Annotated in this window: 14 protein-coding genes and 1 tRNA gene; 6 read left to right on the forward strand and 9 right to left on the reverse strand. The window is 41.5% G+C overall.

Translation table 11 applies throughout. From position 1 onward, the window contains the following. Positions 1 to 111: 111 nt before the first annotated feature. The 5 genes from PHEP_RS20840 to PHEP_RS20860 are packed head-to-tail and all read right to left on the reverse strand — an operon-like array spanning position 112 to position 9,394. A complete protein-coding gene (locus PHEP_RS20840) occupies positions 112 to 2,967 on the reverse strand; it encodes a PD-(D/E)XK nuclease family protein (RefSeq protein ID WP_015809978.1) in 2,856 nt (951 codons plus the stop codon). Position 2,968: 1 nt separating this feature from the next. After that, entirely contained in the window at positions 2,969 to 6,190 is a 3,222-nt protein-coding gene (locus PHEP_RS20845) for a UvrD-helicase domain-containing protein (RefSeq protein WP_015809979.1), read from the reverse strand. Positions 6,191 to 6,240: 50 nt separating this feature from the next. Further along, positions 6,241 to 7,020: a tRNA threonylcarbamoyladenosine dehydratase gene (locus tag PHEP_RS20850; RefSeq protein ID WP_015809980.1), complete on the reverse strand. Its 780-nt coding sequence runs from the start codon at positions 7,018 to 7,020 to the stop codon at positions 6,241 to 6,243. A gap of 1 nt (position 7,021) precedes the next feature. Continuing rightward, a complete protein-coding gene (locus PHEP_RS20855) occupies positions 7,022 to 7,678 on the reverse strand; it encodes a TatD family hydrolase (protein WP_015809981.1) in 657 nt (218 codons plus the stop codon). A 9-nt stretch (positions 7,679 to 7,687) separates the two neighbouring features. Next, positions 7,688 to 9,394: a glycoside hydrolase family 3 protein gene (locus PHEP_RS20860; protein ID WP_015809982.1), complete on the reverse strand. Its 1,707-nt coding sequence runs from the start codon at positions 9,392 to 9,394 to the stop codon at positions 7,688 to 7,690. A 413-nt stretch (positions 9,395 to 9,807) separates the two neighbouring features. On the opposite strand from PHEP_RS20860, the gene PHEP_RS20865 reads away from it, so the two are divergent. The 5 genes from PHEP_RS20865 (at position 9,808) to PHEP_RS20880 (ending at position 14,022) form a co-directional block, all read left to right on the forward strand. Then, positions 9,808 to 10,416: a porin family protein gene (locus tag PHEP_RS20865; RefSeq protein ID WP_015809983.1), complete on the forward strand. Its 609-nt coding sequence runs from the start codon at positions 9,808 to 9,810 to the stop codon at positions 10,414 to 10,416. A 247-nt stretch (positions 10,417 to 10,663) separates the two neighbouring features. Further along, positions 10,664 to 11,308 carry a porin family protein gene (locus tag PHEP_RS20870; RefSeq protein WP_015809984.1) on the forward strand — a complete coding sequence of 215 codons (645 nt, stop codon included), beginning with the start codon at positions 10,664 to 10,666 and terminating at the stop codon, positions 11,306 to 11,308. 137 nt (positions 11,309 to 11,445) lie between these two features. Then, positions 11,446 to 11,622, forward strand: coding sequence for a hypothetical protein (locus PHEP_RS22275; RefSeq protein ID WP_015809985.1), 177 nt, complete (start codon positions 11,446 to 11,448; stop codon positions 11,620 to 11,622). A gap of 144 nt (positions 11,623 to 11,766) precedes the next feature. Continuing rightward, entirely contained in the window at positions 11,767 to 13,257 is a 1,491-nt protein-coding gene (gene glpK / locus PHEP_RS20875; protein ID WP_015809986.1) for a glycerol kinase GlpK, read from the forward strand. Positions 13,258 to 13,290: 33 nt separating this feature from the next. Next, a complete protein-coding gene (locus PHEP_RS20880) occupies positions 13,291 to 14,022 on the forward strand; it encodes an MIP/aquaporin family protein (protein WP_015809987.1) in 732 nt (243 codons plus the stop codon). Positions 14,023 to 14,081: 59 nt separating this feature from the next. On the opposite strand, the gene PHEP_RS20885 is transcribed toward PHEP_RS20880, so the two are convergent. From PHEP_RS20885 to PHEP_RS20900, 4 genes are all read right to left on the reverse strand, one after another. Further along, entirely contained in the window at positions 14,082 to 14,777 is a 696-nt protein-coding gene (locus tag PHEP_RS20885) for a LytR/AlgR family response regulator transcription factor (protein WP_015809988.1), read from the reverse strand. 143 nt (positions 14,778 to 14,920) lie between these two features. Further along, positions 14,921 to 15,008 (reverse strand) — tRNA-Ser (locus PHEP_RS20890). Positions 15,009 to 15,056: 48 nt separating this feature from the next. After that, positions 15,057 to 16,487: a pyruvate kinase gene (pyk, locus tag PHEP_RS20895; protein ID WP_015809989.1), complete on the reverse strand. Its 1,431-nt coding sequence runs from the start codon at positions 16,485 to 16,487 to the stop codon at positions 15,057 to 15,059. A gap of 142 nt (positions 16,488 to 16,629) precedes the next feature. Next, a complete protein-coding gene (locus PHEP_RS20900; RefSeq protein WP_015809990.1) occupies positions 16,630 to 17,049 on the reverse strand; it encodes an IPExxxVDY family protein in 420 nt (139 codons plus the stop codon). 157 nt (positions 17,050 to 17,206) lie between these two features. On the opposite strand from PHEP_RS20900, the gene PHEP_RS20905 reads away from it, so the two are divergent. Then, positions 17,207 to 17,443 carry an acyl carrier protein gene (locus PHEP_RS20905; RefSeq protein ID WP_008241990.1) on the forward strand — a complete coding sequence of 79 codons (237 nt, stop codon included), beginning with the start codon at positions 17,207 to 17,209 and terminating at the stop codon, positions 17,441 to 17,443. The last annotated feature ends 13 nt before the right edge of the window (positions 17,444 to 17,456 follow it).

The following is a 17,456-nucleotide window of genomic DNA, read 5'->3' on the forward strand; positions in this document are numbered from 1 at the left end:
CAAATGCAAGTTTATCCATATTGCTGAAAGCTTTAAAAACAAAGCGTTAGGGCCGGAAATATATGTTTTGCAAGGGGATTAAACTGTATAGATTTAATTATTCTTTGCAGGCTACTTACCAAATAATGTTTTATAAATGGAGTATTTATAATTGTCCTCAATAATGGAAGATTTAAAATAGGGAGCCTCAAATAATTCTGTCAGCTTTTCTTTTAGGGCCGATAAGAACTCTGGCTTCACTTCTTCCAGGTAAGAACCAGACAGGCTTTGCCTGCCCGACTTAAACCATACCCCCTCCTGGCTCATGGTTTTAACCACATATAAATTTGGCTCAACTGCGGTTTTACCAGAAAACTGCTCGTAAATATAGGTATAAAGCAAGGTCTGGATCAGCGCCTTATTGATGTGTTTCCCATCCGTATTAAACAATTCAGGAATGTCTTTATAATTCAGCTTGTCGCTCCCGGTTTTATAATCTATGATCCTTGTAATACCGTCCTTTAGATCTACCCTGTCTATAATGCCCCCTATCCTGATGCTGGCTGCCCTTCCTCCAAGCGGGAAACTGATATCTGCCTCCACCCACTGCTCAAGGCTTTCAATCATAAAGGGGGTCTGGCGCTCATCCTGGCTTACGATAATATTTACATAAGCCTCAACAATCGCAAGGATCACTTTCTGCATCCCCTTAAATTCTGCTTGTTTTTCAGGATTGTTAAATATAACTGCAGCAAAAGCTTTCTGTGTCAGTGCCGGAATTTTTTTACGCTTTTCCTTTAGCAAAGGCAATGTGATTTCCTGACGGATACAATCTTTGTAAAAATATTCCATCACCTTGTGCAAAATAGACCCTACTTCATTGGCCTCTACAACCGCACTGATCTCCTTGGGTTCCTTAATACCTGCGATATAATTGAAAAAGAAATCGATTGGATTGAGGATATACTGGGTTAGCGCCGACGGCGAAAGCGTCTTTTGCTTGTTGAGGTATCGCTGCAAACCTTGTTGTATGGCTTCATTGCCCTCTTTTTTAATTGTGATTTCTTTAAGGGGCTCTGTTCTTACATTTAAATCCAGCGTATGGTAATTAAACTCAAATCCACTTTCGTAGGCCAGCTGTTTTAAAATTCTGCTGGGTTCACCGGATGTAGCATCATCAGTAAGACTATTGTAAACAAAACTTACATCAGATGCACGCTGAATAAGCCTGTAAACCATATAAGCAGAAATGGCATCCTGATTTTCCAGCACAGGAAGGCCGTAAACACGCCGGATGCTATCCGGAATAAAACTATTCCCGACTGAGGATTTGGGGACAATCCCTTCATTGAAACCCAGCATCACTACCTTGTCAAAATTCAGATTTCTTGTTTCCAGTAAACCCATTACCTGTATACCTTTTAAAGGATCGCCGGAAAGCGGCACTGCCAGCCCCATAACTGCTTTCTGCACCAATGAGATAATGAATGGGATTTCTTCATGGTCAACATGCTTACCAAAAGTATCGTATAACCTGTTAAGCTCCTGAATGGCCTTTGCAAATAATTCAGCATCTATTTTTTTTAAATTACCCGCATGGGACAGCCTTGCGAGTACAAAATTCATCACTTCGAGCAACTGTTCCATCACTTCGCCGGCATGCAACAGCTTTTTAAAGAAAACCTCAAAAAGTCCTTTCTGATTAACCAATCTTGTATAAGGCACTTCTATTTCCTTTTCTGCCAGCAACGCGGTATTGATCTTATCCCGCATCGCTTGTCTCAGCCCCGTTAAAGGGTGGGTCAGGAAAGCCTCAACATTCTTATAGGACAACCGCCCCGTCTGCTGAATTTCCAGCTGACAGCCCGACCAGAGATCTATAAGCCCATATACACCTGAAGCCGCCAATGCAAAACCCATAGTGACATTCAGTTCCAGCTCCCGGCCATTATGGTTTGTTGGTATGGTTTGCAAAGTAGGGATCAGCAGGCTCTCATCGGCCAAAACCACAACAACAGACTGGCTTTCTGCCTCATTTGCATAGTCCTCTTTTAAAATATTGTTCAAAATCTTCGCTTGTGCAGTCTGCCCCTGTACACTATACACGTCAACGCAGTGTTTTTCGGTACGGATTAAACTGGGGTTATTTTCAAAAACGTTTTTAATTCCCAGCTGATAAATATTTTTTCGTAAAAACAGCCCGGCTTCCTGTAACGGATCATCCAGGTAATAGCTATCTGCATCAAAATAGAACAACGCTTTGCCGGCTTTCTGTAAGTTCACAAAAACCTTAGCCTCTGCGTTACTAAGTGCATTAAAGCCAGCAAAAATGATTTTACCCTTATCAAATCCCTTTATAAAATTTTGTTCTCCGGCATTACCTTCGGCCAGCCCCCTGTAAACTGCGCCATTGGTTACAAAACCCTGTTCCTTTAATGCAGTATGAAACTGATGATAAAGTTTAGGCATTCTGCGCCACATTTTTATAAAAAGTTCCTGCTGTCTTTTGTGTTTCCCTTCAGAATAGGAAGTCCAGAACTGCGACAGATATTGATATTGTTCAGGGCTTAAATAATCGAAATCTTTATTGATGACAGATATGTCTTCCAGGTCCCGGTAAATTTTATCCGCATCAACCAGATCTATATCTATCTGTGCAAAATCAGCCAATATAATTTTTGCCAGCGGAAAAAATTTATTCCCCGAAATGCTTTCCATCCCCTCTTCTTTGAGCAGCTGGTTATAAATTTTATGCAACGTAAAAAACTGTATGTAAAAATCGGCTATCCTGTAATTGGTCCATTTAGCAAAAAACTCCTGAACCGTAAAAAAAGAGGGACTAAAAAAAGGCTTTTTTATCAGGTCGGCCAGGTGTTTCTGTAAATAGGCTGCCGGTCTTTTGTTGTTAAAAATAATTGCACAATGTTGTAAGCCATCGCCAAACCTTGCGACCAGATCTGCTGCTACCTCCTGTAAAAATGGCTTCATACTAAATAGATTTAAGTTGTTTGGTTACGGCATAAAACAAATAACCACTTACCTTGCTGTATCCCATTCCGGTAAACAGGGTTTTATAATTCAATACCTGCGTGATGTGTTCTTTCGACTCCTGCAGGGTAAACTTATAGTCCAGAATAATCACTTCATCAGCACTGATCAACACACGATCAGGACGGTGCATTTTCCCTTCTGCATCTATGATGCTCTTTTCTGTAATGCTTTGGGTTGCTTTATTCAATATGGCCTGCAGGTCGGCATGATTCAAAACCTCCAGCACCGAATTGCGGAGTTCGGCTTTTTCTTTCTCCAGGATCAGGCCTTCCAGCGCCAGGCCTTCAAGGTAGTTATCTACTTCTTCTGTATTCGCCACATTTGCCAGCACATCGTGCAGCAATGAGCCTCTCCTGCCTGATTTCTGAATATTCAGCATATGTTTTGCATGCTGTTCCTGCTCCGCAACATACAGTTCTGCCAGCCGGCTGGTGGTTGGATAATGGTCAAGTTCTATTTCTTTTACCTTTTTCTTCGGTGCTTCTTTTGCCGGCACTTCGTCAATAATTTCATAAGTGTTGTTTTCATCAAAATCATTTTCAAAAGTCTTGTTCAGTACATCACCTATCGTGCCGAGCCTGGCCGGGTCCTTTTTAGCCATGGTGGCGATATACAAATAATCACGTGCCCGCGTAGTAGCTACATAAAGCATGTTTAAAGCATCCATATGGTTATACAACAGCTCTTCATAATAGGCTTTTGCCACCGCTGAGTTACCAAGTGATTCATTGTATTTTAAAGGTATGCCCCGCAAGGCTTTAAATGCCGTTTCTTCTGCTGAAACCCAAAATATGGAATTCGCCTTTCCTTTAATTTCCCAGTTACAAAAAGGAATAAAAACGGCTCTGAAAGCAAGCCCCTTAGATTTATGTATGGTAATCACTTGTATGGCATCTGCACTTTCCGGAGAGGGCAGGGATTTTTTTATCCCTTCTTCATCCCACCAGTTTAAAAAGGCGACAATTCCCTTTTCTCCAAGCCTTGTGGCATTACCCGCGAGGTCACGGAAAGCCAGCAGATAGGGAAGATGTGCTTCCATACGGCTCAGTCCATAGCTCTCCATCAGAATTTCAACAAGTTCTGGCAATGGCAGCTGCATCCAGCTTTGCCAGCTTGCACATAAAGACGCCGGCAATACTGCGCTTAAGCTACTAAATGAGGTATGGTTAAGGTTAAGATAATGATTGGCATCGGCACTTACATTCCTTAATGAATTGTACAAGGCGATACAATTGGCCTTATACAAGGCTGTTTCTGCATCCAGGCCAATTAATGCTTTCATTGTATCAACAATGAGCTGAACTGCCAGGTTGTTGGCAATCAGTAAGGCTTCTCCTGAAATAACATCAATACCCTGATCCATCAGTTTTTTAACCGTAGTAACGGCTTCAGTATTTGACCGGACAAGTATGGCGATATCTCTTGCCACATACCCCTGTTCCGACTTTAACCCGCCAATTTCTACAATGATTTCGTTAAGCGAGATATCCCTGAATATGGTTTCGGTAAAACGCAGTTCTTCAGGGGCATCCTCTTTTCCGATTTTTCTGAGTTTTATTGTTCCGCCGATAGCGGTGTTAGGGGCAAACTGCTGCGTAGAGGTACTGTATATATCAGTAATGACCCGATCAAAATGCTGCTCCTGCCACCAGTTCTTCAGCTCTTCCGGCTTTCCATCCAAACCCTGGTTCAACTCCTCCTGAAGCAAATCCGGGATCTTTTTATAAATGTAATTGTTGAAAGTAATGATATGCTCGGCACTCCGGTAATTCTCTTCCAGACTTTCTTCCAGCACGCGACCGGCACCAATGTCAAACTTCGCCTGCCGGTGCAAAATGTTCCAGTCGCCATTACGCCATCTGTAAATTGACTGCTTGGTATCCCCAACAATTAAATGGTCAATAAATTCTTCAGTTGGCGTAGCAATAGCATTGGCGAGTAATGAGCGGAAACTGTTCCACTGACTTGTTGAAGTATCCTGAAATTCATCGAATAAAAAATTCCGGTACCGGGTACCTACCTTTTCCCAGATAAAAGAGGGGTTATCTCCTGCATCATCTGTAATTCCTGTAATCAGCTTTTGTGCATCACTGATCAGCAAATTGTCATTCTCCTGCCGGTAAACTTTTAAAAGGGACGCTACTTCCTGCATCAGCCTCAGATAATATAGATTTTTACTAAAAGCAATGGCCAGGGTATAATTGGGCAAATGGGTTAAATAATAATCCTTTATGTTTTTTAATATAGGGTTCAGCAACTGGTAAACTTCGTCCAGACTGGTGTTTTTTTGAAACCAGATCTCCGGTTCATCTATATAGTTGAACAGGGATTCTATTTTGGAAAAATCACCGTTAATGACCAAAGGGATCTTAGCCAGCGGACTGACCGATTTCTTATTGAGATGCTCTTTTTCTACGCCAAACCGGTTAAATACCTCCTGCGCCTGTATGGCCAGATTGGTAAGCTCTTCTTCAAAACTTTTGGTGGCGGCTTTGGTGATGCTGATATACTGCTTAAACAGCTCGTCAATGCCATCGTCGCCAAATGCTTCAATAGCCTCTTCAAAAACCTGGAAACGTTCCTTGAATATTTCCCCGATCAGGTTGTAGAGCTCTGTTTTATAGTTCCAGCTTTTGTTGTCATTAATCCGCTCAATAGCAAGGTCAATGATCCACTGTAACAGTTGCCTGTTATGATCCAGGGCTTCGTCCAGCTTAGCTACCAGGTCATCTTTCACTTTATCATAGTTCATTTCCAGACTGTAACCGGCATCCAGTCCCAGCTCAAACGCAAAACCACGGATCACTTTCTGCACAAAACCATCAATGGTACTTACTGAAAAGCGACTGTAATCGTGCAGGATTTTACGGTAAATCTGATCTGCTTTTTCTTTTAACTGATCTGCGTTTAATGTCGGATTTGCATTCAGGACAATATTGCGGTAACTGTTAAATTTTTCATCCCCGGTAGCAAAGCCCTGCAATACATCCAGTATCCGGCTTTTCATCTCTTCGGTAGCCTTATTGGTAAAAGTTACCGCCAGAATTTCACGGTATTTGTTTTCACCTGATAAAAGCAGGGTTAAGTAATGGGCTGTTAAACTGAACGTTTTACCCGATCCCGCAGATGCTTGTAATATTTTTAATGGCTGTTGAGGCATTAAGTAAAGCTATTAATATTTTACAACATCCTCAGATAAAATCTACCTGATCAAACCTTCTTCTTCTTTTTTGAAGCAATTCTTGGTGGCCGTTCTGCCATGGTTATGGGCTGTTTCAACAAATCCCTGATCGCAACTGAAGCACAAACCCCACCAAAAGCAGCGGGCAGGTAAGATATGGTACCATACGCAGAACGCTTGAAATTGCTGCCATCTGTCATCACCAGCGAACTTTTGGCAACGGCCTCGGTAGAAAAGACAGCTTTCACCTTATCATAATTGACCAGTTTTTTCAGTCTTTTCCGTACATACTGGGCAAAAACACATTGATAGGTATCTGGCAGCCAGGTTACCCTTAGCTGGGTAGGGTCTAGTTTTCCACCCGCACCCATCGAACTTACAATGGGCATATCTTTTTCCAGTGCTTTGGACAGCAGGGTAACTTTTGGGGTAATGCTATCTATGCAATCCATCAGGTAATCAAAGTGCTGATCCATCAGCACCCGGCATTTTTCAGGGGTTAAAAAATCTCTTACGACATGCAGTTTCAGATCCGGATTGATGGCCAGTAAACGTTCTTTCATGATATCAGCCTTGCTTAGCCCATGGTTCGTAGACAGGGCAGGCAATTGCCTGTTTCTGTTGCTCGGATCAACCACATCTCCATCAACAATCGTAAGCTCACCTATACCCGACCGGCACATAAACTCTGCAGCAAAAGAGCCTACCCCACCAAGGCCCACTACCAGCACGTGCTTTTGCTGCAAAATATCAATTCCTTCATTTCCGACCAGCAAAGCTGAGCGCGACAACCAGTTTAAATCAGACATGCTAAATAAGCTTTATTTTTTTCCAGCTGGCAAAAATAAGTGCTTTTAGCGCTTCTACAGTAGTGTTTTTTAAATTTGCTGCTGTCCTGTAAATTTCTTCAATTCCATAACCTGCATCATCCGTTTCCAAAAAGAAAACATCAGTTTGTTTAAGCAGGGCCGCGGCACCCGAATGGGGCTTCAAAATGGCTTTACCGACAGAAAGGTAAAACCCTTTGTCCATCAGTTGCCTGCCCAACTCCTCACTTTTATTAAACCCATGAACAATAAGTGGAACGGTCGGTTTCAACTCTTTTTTCAGCGCCATCAATTCGTCAAAACACCTTACACAATGCAAAATTACCGGTTTACCAAGCTCTTCTGCCAGCTTCATCTGTTTTTTTAAAATGATCAGCTGGTTTTCCAGCTTTTCCCCTTTTAACCGGTCCAAGCCACATTCGCCGATCAGTTTAACCTCGGGATTTTTTGCCAGTGTGGCAAGCCTGTTATAATCAGCATCCAGGTGCTCCAATGTAGCAAACCAGGGATGCAATCCTATTGAAACGAAACGGCCATTAAGCGGTATTTGCGGGATATACCCAGTCACAGAAAGACTCAGGATACTTTCAACTCCGGCATCCCTGCTTTCATCATGCGTATGGATATCTAAAAACTGCAAAACCCAATATTACAATCCGTCGCCGTATTTAAAAAAGGAGTTTACTGTAACCGGCAGTTTTCCGGTAGCATCCAGCTGATTTTTAATTACTGAAGCTGCAGCCTTCTGCATAAAGTCTTCTTTCTGATAGGCAACTATAAGGCCCTTGCTTTGCTCTAAACCAGGTAAGGCGGCCAAATTATAGGGATTGGCAAATAAAGCAAATACAGTGTTGCTCAAGGCCATATCCTTAATAAATATTTTCAGGTCGGCGCTCAACACCATGCCATTACCCGGACGTAAACGCGTATCATGGATACCTATTATCAGCTGGTCAAACGCTTTCAGCTCGCGCAGCACCTTTGCAATCTGGCTGGCTGATGCATTTTTATCCAGCGTATAAAAAACCGAATTTTTATAATAAGTACCCAGTTCGCGCTGAAAGGTGGTAACCTCTGGTGTACCGACGCTAATGATAACTGTCCTTTTCTCTGCACTTAGCTGTTTGATATTGTCTTTACCCGTTAAAACTGTCATAGAAGCATCGGCCAGCTGTTGCAGCAATGCCAGGCTTTCTGGTCTGTTCACCCCGGCTACGACATTATTTTCATCAACTTTCTGTTTAACATTTAAACCTGCCCAATATTTAGCTGTAAGGATTTTTTTTACACTTGCGTCGATCTGTTCCATACTGATCCTGTCTGCTCTTACGGCCTTACGTACCAGTTTTATGGCTCTTGCACTGTTTTCAGACAACTCTAAAATATCGTTGCCGGCAATAATGCCCATTACATCAGCTTCGCCATCTTTAAAATTTTTTACCACCCCTTTCATACCCATCGCATCCGAGATCACAATTCCTTTAAACCCAAGTTCTTCTTTAAGCAATCCGGTTACAATTGGTTTAGATAAAGTAGAAGGCATATTTGGGGTATTGTCCAATGCCGGAATGTTCATGTGTGCAATCATTACACCTGCAGCACCTTCCCGGATCAGTTCTCTGAAGGGATAGATCTCCAGGCTATCCAGACGTGCCCGGGTAAAATTTAGCTGGGGCAGGTCGTAGTGCGAATCTACATCCGTATCTCCATGTCCTGGAAAATGTTTAATACTCACCAATAGGCCGCCATCCTGCATGCCCTTCATATACGCAGCCGCTTTTGTAGCTACATTGTATTTGTTTTCGCCAAAAGAACGGAAATTGATCACTGGATTTTTAGGGTTATTATTTACGTCTACATCAGGTGCCAAGTTCATGTGCATACCAATTCTTTTATAATCTCTGGCAACTTCAAGGCCCATTTTATACAGCAGGTCTTTATTCTGTACTGCTCCTAACGCCATCTGGTAAGGATAAGAAATGGTACTGTCTAAACGCATGCCCAATCCCCACTCCCCATCAGAAGTAATCAATAAAGGTACCCTGGCCAGTGACTGATAGGTATTGGTTAAAATGGCTTGCCTGCCCGGACCACCCTGGAAAAATACCAGACCACCAACGCGTTCTTTTTTAATTACTTTACCTATAGAATCTTCAAAAGCTTTCCCAAAATTGGTATGCGCCCTGACAAAAAAAAGCTGGGCAATTTTTTGTCGTTTGCTCAGTTTTTTAAATACAGAATCTACCCAGTGGTTGGGTTCCTGCAGTGTTTGTAAGTATGTTTTTGTTTGGCCTTGTGCAGTAAGTACTGTTGTTATTAAAAGTAAAGTCGCTATAAAAAAATGCTTAACATTCATTTGTGTGGGGATTGGTTAAACTTCAAAGTTAAGCAAAAGTTCCATTTTTACACTTCGGGCAGGCATTTCTGTTCCTTTCAAATATCCTTTTCGGCAAAATTTGATAGTGATAATTGTTTTAGATGTGTTAAAAGAATTTTTACAAGTGCCCGGCAGCAATTGTATCAAATTTGATACAATTCTGACAACAGCTCCCGTTAAATGAAATATAAGTTAATGCATGTTAAAACATCTAACCACTTGTGTACAAACTTGGTTCTTGTCCTTTTAACAAATTATAACAGTAGAAATATAAGGCTTTGGCACATTTCTTTCACATACCCCTAGCGGTGGGATGAGCCACCAAAGCTGGCAAAGCGATCTGATATCTGCTGATAAAACCAGCTTATTACATTAACTTAAAATATATACAGATGAAAAAAGTAATTATTTTGGCCATTGGCCTATTTGCAGCAACTGCTGCCAGCGCACAGATCAAATTGGGTGTTAAAGCAGGATTAAATGTTCCAAACATCATTAAAGGTGATGGCAATAACGATTTCAAAACAAAAGTAAATCCAGGGTTTAATGCAGGTGTAACTTTAGATATCCCTTTAATCACTGGTCTTGCCTTTACTCCTGAACTGCTTTATTCTACCAAGGGATATAAAGCGGAAACGGTGTTTGGCGACTTTACACAAACCACCAGTTTTATCGACATTCCGATTCTGGCCAGCATTAACCTGGGTGGCAGCGGATTAAACCTTGTAGCAGGGCCGCAGGTATCGTTTTTAATGTCGACAAAGAACAAATTTGAAAGCGGTTTTGGGTCTACTGAGCAACAGATTATCGAAGATAAATCAGACCGTTTCAAAAAAAGCCTGGTTGGTGGTTTAATCGGTTTCAGGTATGACATCAACGAGAAATTCGACATCCATGGCCGTTATGCACTGGACTTCCAGAAAAACAATGAAGATGGAAGCAGAGAAACCCCTGAATATAAAAACCAGGTGTTCTCTGTAGGGCTTGGAATAAAATTTTAAACCCTTACAAACTCCATTTAAAGCCGCCCCCCTAAGGCGGCTTTTTTAATGGAGCTGTCCCAGATTTAATACACCCGAAAAAAATCTGGCAGGGCCGGTAAACACTGGCAGAAACAACAAGCCAAAATCATTGAATATCAGCAGTTTAACCACTAAAACAACCCCTTAAAAACACTAAATACAGCCATTTCTGGCATGGTTATTACCATACATATCTCGAATTTTAATCCATTTTAAAACAGAAATTATGAAACGATTATTCATTATAGCACTGGGTATAACCGCAGGAAGTTTAGCTTTCAGGGCAGATGCCCAAACCTCACAAAGGGCAGCAAATGACAAGATGAGATTTGGTATTAAGGCAGGTGCCAACCTGATGAAAATGGGTAAGGTACAATTTGGAGACCAACTGTATTCAACAGATTACCGGGTAGGGTTCCAGGCAGGTATCTACGCTGATTTGCCGATGGGCGGAAATTTTGCTTTTATGCCAGAAGCAACCTTTACACAAAAAGGTGGCAAACTAAAAGAAACAGTTTCAGGTAATACCGGAGAATTTGACAGTAAGGTATCTTATATTGATATTCCCGTACTGATCGGTTATAAGGCCAGCCCCGAATTAACTGTTTTTGCAGGACCCCAGGTTTCTTTTTTACTGGACCAGAAATCAACCATCAAATCCAATGGCAATGAAATTGTGTCCAGCAGCAGCAAGGAAAACTTTGAAAAATCTATTGCCGGAGCTGCCATAGGGCTTGGTTATGCCATTACACCTAACATCAACGTAAATGGCAGGTACACGATGGACTTCCAAAGAGCATTTAAAGAGAATGTAAATCAGGATAAAGTTAAAAACAGTGGTTTTGCCTTATCGCTTGGTTATACATTTTAAAAATCCTATATCCCTTCCATAATCCCTATGGAAACGCCCCGGTTACTGTAATCAGTGCCGGGGTTATTTTTTTAAAACATATTTCTATATAGCCTGTTATAAAAAAGAAAGATCTGTTTATCAAATAATCTGTAACTATGAAAAATCAACCCAATCAAAAACATACTGGTAATGAACAGGGCAGACCAACATCAGACCGGGTGTTCCACAATGCTAAACAAGACAAAAAACAACAAGGCATTTCAAACGGAGGCGGACAACGTTCCGATCAGACCTCTAACAGAGACAACCAGCGCAAGCGTGAAAACAATTGATCCTTATTGTGTGTGAGGATAATATATTCCTATCTATTTCCAAAAAGCATCCTGTACAGGATGCTTTTTTTTGTCTGTATCTTTTACTTTCGATAATGATTCCGTATACTTACGTTTTGTTACACATTATTGCAATTATAAATTATGAGCAAGTTTATTTTATCCTTTGATCAGGGAACCACAAGTTCAAGGGCAATTGTATTTAATAAGGAAGGAAGTATTGTATCAATCGCCCAAAAGGAGTTTGAACAGATCTATCCTCAACCTGGATGGGTAGAGCATAATGCCAGCGAAATCTGGTCTACCCAGATTGCAGTAGCTACCGAAGCGATTGTAAAAGCCAGCCTTACCCCACCCGACATTGCTGCTATCGGCATCACCAACCAGCGTGAAACAACGGTACTTTGGGATAAAAAAACCGGAGAGCCTTTATACAACGCCATAGTATGGCAAGACAGGCGTACATCTGCCTATTGTGATGAACTGAAGTCCAAAGGACTGGCGAAAAAAATACAGGAAAAAACAGGGCTGATACTGGATGCCTACTTTTCGGCCACCAAGATCAAATGGATACTTGATAACGTAGAAGGAGCCAGGGCCAAAGCTGAAGCTGGTGATATTGCTTTTGGCACCATAGATTCATGGCTGATCTGGAAACTTACAGATGGCAGGGTACATGTTACAGATGTAAGCAATGCTTCCAGGACCATGATCTATAACATCCATACCCTGGATTGGGACCAGGAACTGCTTGATCTTTTTGACATCCCTAAAAATATACTCCCTGAAGTCAAATCATCAAGTGAAGTTTACGGGGAGACCACAGGAAATGTACTTGCCGCAAAAATTCCTATTGCCGGCATTGCCGGTGATCAGCAGGCCGCCCTGTTCGGACAAATGTGTACTGAAGTAGGAATGGTTAAAAATACTTATGGAACAGGTTGCTTTATGCTCATGAACATCGGCGATAAACCCATTGTTTCGCAAAACAACCTGGTAACCACCATAGCCTGGAAAATAAATGGCAAAGTACAGTATGCTTTAGAGGGAAGTATTTTTATTGGCGGGGCAGTTGTACAATGGCTAAGGGATGGGCTGGGCATCATCAGCTCTTCGGCCGAAGTAGAAACCCTTGCATTAAAGGTAGCGGATACAGGTGGTGTTTACCTGGTACCTGCATTTGCCGGTCTGGGTGCACCACACTGGAACCAGGATGCCCGCGGAACCATAACCGGTATCACCCGTGGAACTACTGCTGCACACCTTGCCAGAGCAGCAATCGAAAGTATTGCTTTTCAGACCATGGAAGTGCTTAAAGCTATGGAAGCTGATTCAGGACATGCCATTAAAGAATTACGTGTGGATGGCGGGGCAACCAGCAACGACATATTGATGCAGTTCCAGGCCGATTTGCTGGATACCACAGTAATCCGTCCGAAAGTAACGGAAGTAACCGCTTTGGGGGCTGCTTATTTGGCCGGACTGGCTGTAGGCTACTGGAACAGCATGGATGACATTAGCGGACAATGGAAAATTGACAAGAATTTTAATGCAGGCAATACCGATAACATTGCTGAACGTATAAAAGGCTGGAACAGGGCAGTAAAAGCCGCAAAAGCCAATGCCGAGAATTAATTAATTTATAAACCAAATTTAAACCGAATCAACATGTCACCTTTTTCAGCCGAAGTGCTCGGCACGATGTTTATGATCTTATTGGGCAACGGGGTGGTTGCCAACGTGGTTTTGAAAGGAACCAAAGGCAACAATGGTGGATGGATTGTGATTACCACCGCCTGGGCCCTGGCTGTATTTGTAGGCGTGGTTATCGCCGGACCCTATAGTGGCGCCCATCTTAATCCAGCCGTAACCATTGGACTGGCCATTGCCGGAAAATTTCCCTGGGCCAATGCACCAATGTATATTGCGGCTCAATTTATAGGCGCTATGTCGGGGGCTTTCCTCGTTTGGCTATTGTTTAAAGATTTTTATGCCGGCACTGAAGATAAAGGGGCAAAACAGGCTACCTTTTGTACCGGCCCCGCCATTCCAAATACGGTATCTAACCTGATCAGCGAGATCATTGGCACTTTTGTACTCATATTTGTCATCTTTCATTTTACAAATGCCGAAATGGGTACAGATAAAAGCCCGATTGGACTGGGCTCCATTGGCGCATTGCCGGTAACCTTACTGGTTTGGGTAATCGGTCTTTCGCTGGGCGGTACCACCGGCTATGCTATTAATCCGGCAAGAGATCTGGGACCAAGAATTATGCATGCCCTATTGCCAGTAGCGGGTAAAGGTGGTAATAACTGGAATTACGCCTGGATACCGGTAATTGGCCCCGTAATAGGTTGTGCGCTGGCTGCTATGCTTTATTTATGGATTAAAATTTAACACACCAGAATACCTGAAAGGCGGCCAATTGACTGGCCGCCTTTTTTATGGATAATCATTTACAGGATTTGCATTCTCTTATATAAAGTTGCCCGATAAGCATCCGATACAGGAACCATATTGCGGTGCACGATCAGTGTTCCGCCCTCAATGGTATCTATTTTTCCGACATTGATGATAAATGAGCGGTGTACCCTCAGAAACATATTTTTAGATAATTTTTCTTCTACCGATTTTAAAGAAGAGTGGATGGAATAGGTATGATCGGTCAAGTTGATTCTGACATAATCACCCCGGGCCTCCATATATAAAATATCGCTCACCTTAACTCTGCGCACCACATTGGAATCACGTATAAACACAAACTCATCTTCTTTATCCGCAACAGACAAACCTTTGGTAAGCAACACCCGCTTTGCCTTTTCTACCGCCTGCAGAAACCGCGCAGGGCTAACGGGCTTGATCAGAAAATCAACCACATTTAGGTCAAAGGCCTCAGCGGCATACCCTATTGTAGAAGTAGTAAAGATAACCATTGGCCGTTTATCGCCTAAACTTTTCACCAGTTCTATGCCGCTCATATCCGGCATTTCTATATCTAGAAATAAGATATCTACTTCCTTTGTCTGAATTTGTTTGTAAGCTTCAACAGCATCAAAACATTCCCCCACCACTGTCAGTGTAGGTTCCATACTGATCAGCTTTTTGAGCACAGCGAGCGCTATAATATTGTCATCTACAATTAAGCAATTCATTTTGATCGGGAATGATTGCTCTAAAATAGAGATAATACACAGAATATTATAATCTTGAACGAATTGAACAAAAAAGCGGGGAGGGCAAAAGACAATTGGCTTAAATGTAAGAGCCCAACAATGTTGGGCCCTTATTTATTCAGCGGAGAGTCAGGGATTCGAACCCTGGATACCCTTTTGGGGTATACACACTTTCCAGGCGTGCTCCTTCGACCACTCGGACAACTCTCCGTTTTTGCGGAATGCAAAAGTAGAAAAAAAATTGATTGTTAAAGTATATTAATCAATAACCGTAACTTTTAGCATATTCGTTTTGCCCTTACGCTCCATCGGGATAGCCGCTGTGTTGATAATCACATCACCGCTTTTGATCAGTTTATTCGCTTTGAGCAAATCATTCACATCCTGTATGGTTTCATCAGTGCTCTCAAACCTGTCATAAAAGAAGCCCTGAACCCCCCAAAGTAAACTCAGACTGTTTAACAGGCTTCTGTTACTTGTAAAAATGTAAACGTGGGCTTTTGGCCTGTGACTCGAGATCTCAAAAGCGGTATAGCCACTCAGTGTCATCGAAACAATACCAACTGCATTGGTTTGTTTTGACAGGAAGCAGGCAGTATCGCAAACTGCATCACTTAAAAAGCTCTCTGCTTTAGGCTTAAGGAATTTCTCAGGATGAAAAGGATAATTGTTTTGCTCGATGTTCTGAATGATCTTTTGCATGGTTTCAATAACGATCAACGGAAACTCACCTACAGAGGTTTCCCCGCTCAGCATTACTGCATCTGCCCCATCCAATACTGAATTGGCTACGTCATTTACCTCGGCACGTGTTGGTCTTGGTGTCGTGATCATACTTTCCAGCATCTGTGTGGCCACAATTACAGGTTTTGAAGCAGCACGACATTTCTGAACAATCATTTTTTGCAGCAAAGGCACTTCTTCCATTGGCATTTCAACGCCCAGATCACCACGTGCAACCATAATCCCGTCAGAAACAGCAATAATTTCATCAATATTTGCAATCGCTTCCGGTTTCTCAATTTTTGCAATCACACGGGCTGATTTTCCGCGTTCTTTAATGATATCCTTTAATTCTATGATGTCTTCAGCATTTCGTACAAAAGAAAGCCCGATCCATTCTACATCGTTTTCGAGAACAAATTCAAGGTTTTTACGGTCTTCTATTGTAAGCGATGGAATAGAAACTTTGGTATTTGGCAGGTTCACACCTTTCCTGGAAGTTAGTATCCCACCATGAACAATCTCGCAAACAACTTCATCTTGATGATTTGTTTCCAATACCCGCATCTGTAGTTTACCGTCATCCAATAAGATGATCTCGCCAGCTTTAACATCTTTCGGAAAAGACTCATAAGTGATGTAAATGCGTTCTTCGTTGCCAATGCACTCCTTAGTGGTAATAATGGTTTTCGCTCCATTAACCAGCTGAATACCACCGTCCTTCACCATACCAATCCTTATTTTCGGCCCTTGAAGATCAGCAAGGATCCCAACATTATAATTGTGTTTTTCATTAAGGCCACGAATGGTATCCAATACCTCCTGGTGATCTGCCTGTGAACCATGAGAAAAGTTTAAACGGCAAACATCCAGTCCGGCATTAAACATACTATATAAAACGTCTGGTTTAGCTGAGGCGGGGCCTAAAGTGGCTACGATTTTTGTTCTAGAATGAAATGGTTTCATTGAGTTATTTAAATTTTATTACAGACCAACAAAACGAGCGTTTTTTGATACAGAAAACTGATGCTAGTCTGATTTATTAAAGTTATCTGTTTGGTTATGTAAATCCAAATATAGTGTATTTTGTACACCTTCAATATAAAATTTACATTATCAAATTTTCTTTCGATCTTAATTTGGACGGCTCTATTTGCGCAGCCACCTGAATATCAGCAAGTTTATTCAAACCTCCAATGATAAAATTCAGGTCTTCCTTGTCAATATATTGATGGATAATCATAAAAAAATCAACCTTATTCATCTCTGGAATTAAAAAACCTTCAGCATTTCTGTTATTGATCAGATAGTATTCAATTTCGCCCTGCTCCACAAAAAAATAATATTTGGAAAAGGCAAGCGGCTCTTCATCAATATTGAAATAAACTTCATGGTCATCTATCTTTTCAAACCCAAAATTCAGACTGGTATTGATTTTATGGCACAGTACGTAATCCTTTAAAGAGGCAGTGATGGCAATTAATACAAAGTCGAGGTCTAGTGAAAGTTTTAAGTAAGTTTTGTTCAAAACAGAATATTTTACGGAAATACGAAATTATAAAACTAATTTTACATTGATGTTCAAAATAAAAACATTAAAATTGGTACAGAAATAAAAACATTTGAAATGTGTAAGAATTTATTTTTCTTTGCACTGAATTATTTAACCATTAAATTATAACATTATGTCTGATATTGCTTCAAGAGTTAAGGCTATTATCGTTGAAAAATTAGGTGTGGATGAAAACGAAGTTACACCAGAAGCTTCTTTCACTAACGACTTGGGTGCGGATTCTTTGGATACAGTAGAACTTATTATGGAGTTTGAGAAAGAATTCAATGTAGCAATCCCTGATGATCAGGCTGAGACTATCGGCACAGTTGGTCAGGCAATTGCTTACTTAGAGAAAAACGTTAAGTAAAAATACGGTTTCC

The sequence above is a fragment of the Pedobacter heparinus DSM 2366 genome (assembly GCF_000023825.1).
GTDB lineage: Bacteria > Bacteroidota > Bacteroidia > Sphingobacteriales > Sphingobacteriaceae > Pedobacter > Pedobacter heparinus.

Coding starts and splice junctions, on each gene's coding strand:
- PHEP_RS20840 (WP_015809978.1), bottom strand. CDS start 2,967: ATGAAGCCATTTTTACAGGAGGTAGCAGCAGATCTGGTCGCAAGGTTT.
- PHEP_RS20845 (WP_015809979.1), bottom strand. CDS start 6,190: ATGCCTCAACAGCCATTAAAAATATTACAAGCATCTGCGGGATCGGGT.
- PHEP_RS20850 (WP_015809980.1), bottom strand. CDS start 7,020: ATGTCTGATTTAAACTGGTTGTCGCGCTCAGCTTTGCTGGTCGGAAAT.
- PHEP_RS20860 (WP_015809982.1), bottom strand. CDS start 9,394: ATGAATGTTAAGCATTTTTTTATAGCGACTTTACTTTTAATAACAACA.
- PHEP_RS20865 (WP_015809983.1), top strand. CDS start 9,808: ATGAAAAAAGTAATTATTTTGGCCATTGGCCTATTTGCAGCAACTGCT.
- PHEP_RS20870 (WP_015809984.1), top strand. CDS start 10,664: ATGAAACGATTATTCATTATAGCACTGGGTATAACCGCAGGAAGTTTA.
- PHEP_RS22275 (WP_015809985.1), top strand. CDS start 11,446: ATGAAAAATCAACCCAATCAAAAACATACTGGTAATGAACAGGGCAGA.
- glpK (WP_015809986.1), top strand. CDS start 11,767: ATGAGCAAGTTTATTTTATCCTTTGATCAGGGAACCACAAGTTCAAGG.
- PHEP_RS20880 (WP_015809987.1), top strand. CDS start 13,291: ATGTCACCTTTTTCAGCCGAAGTGCTCGGCACGATGTTTATGATCTTA.
- PHEP_RS20885 (WP_015809988.1), bottom strand. CDS start 14,777: ATGAATTGCTTAATTGTAGATGACAATATTATAGCGCTCGCTGTGCTC.
- pyk (WP_015809989.1), bottom strand. CDS start 16,487: ATGAAACCATTTCATTCTAGAACAAAAATCGTAGCCACTTTAGGCCCC.
- PHEP_RS20905 (WP_008241990.1), top strand. CDS start 17,207: ATGTCTGATATTGCTTCAAGAGTTAAGGCTATTATCGTTGAAAAATTA.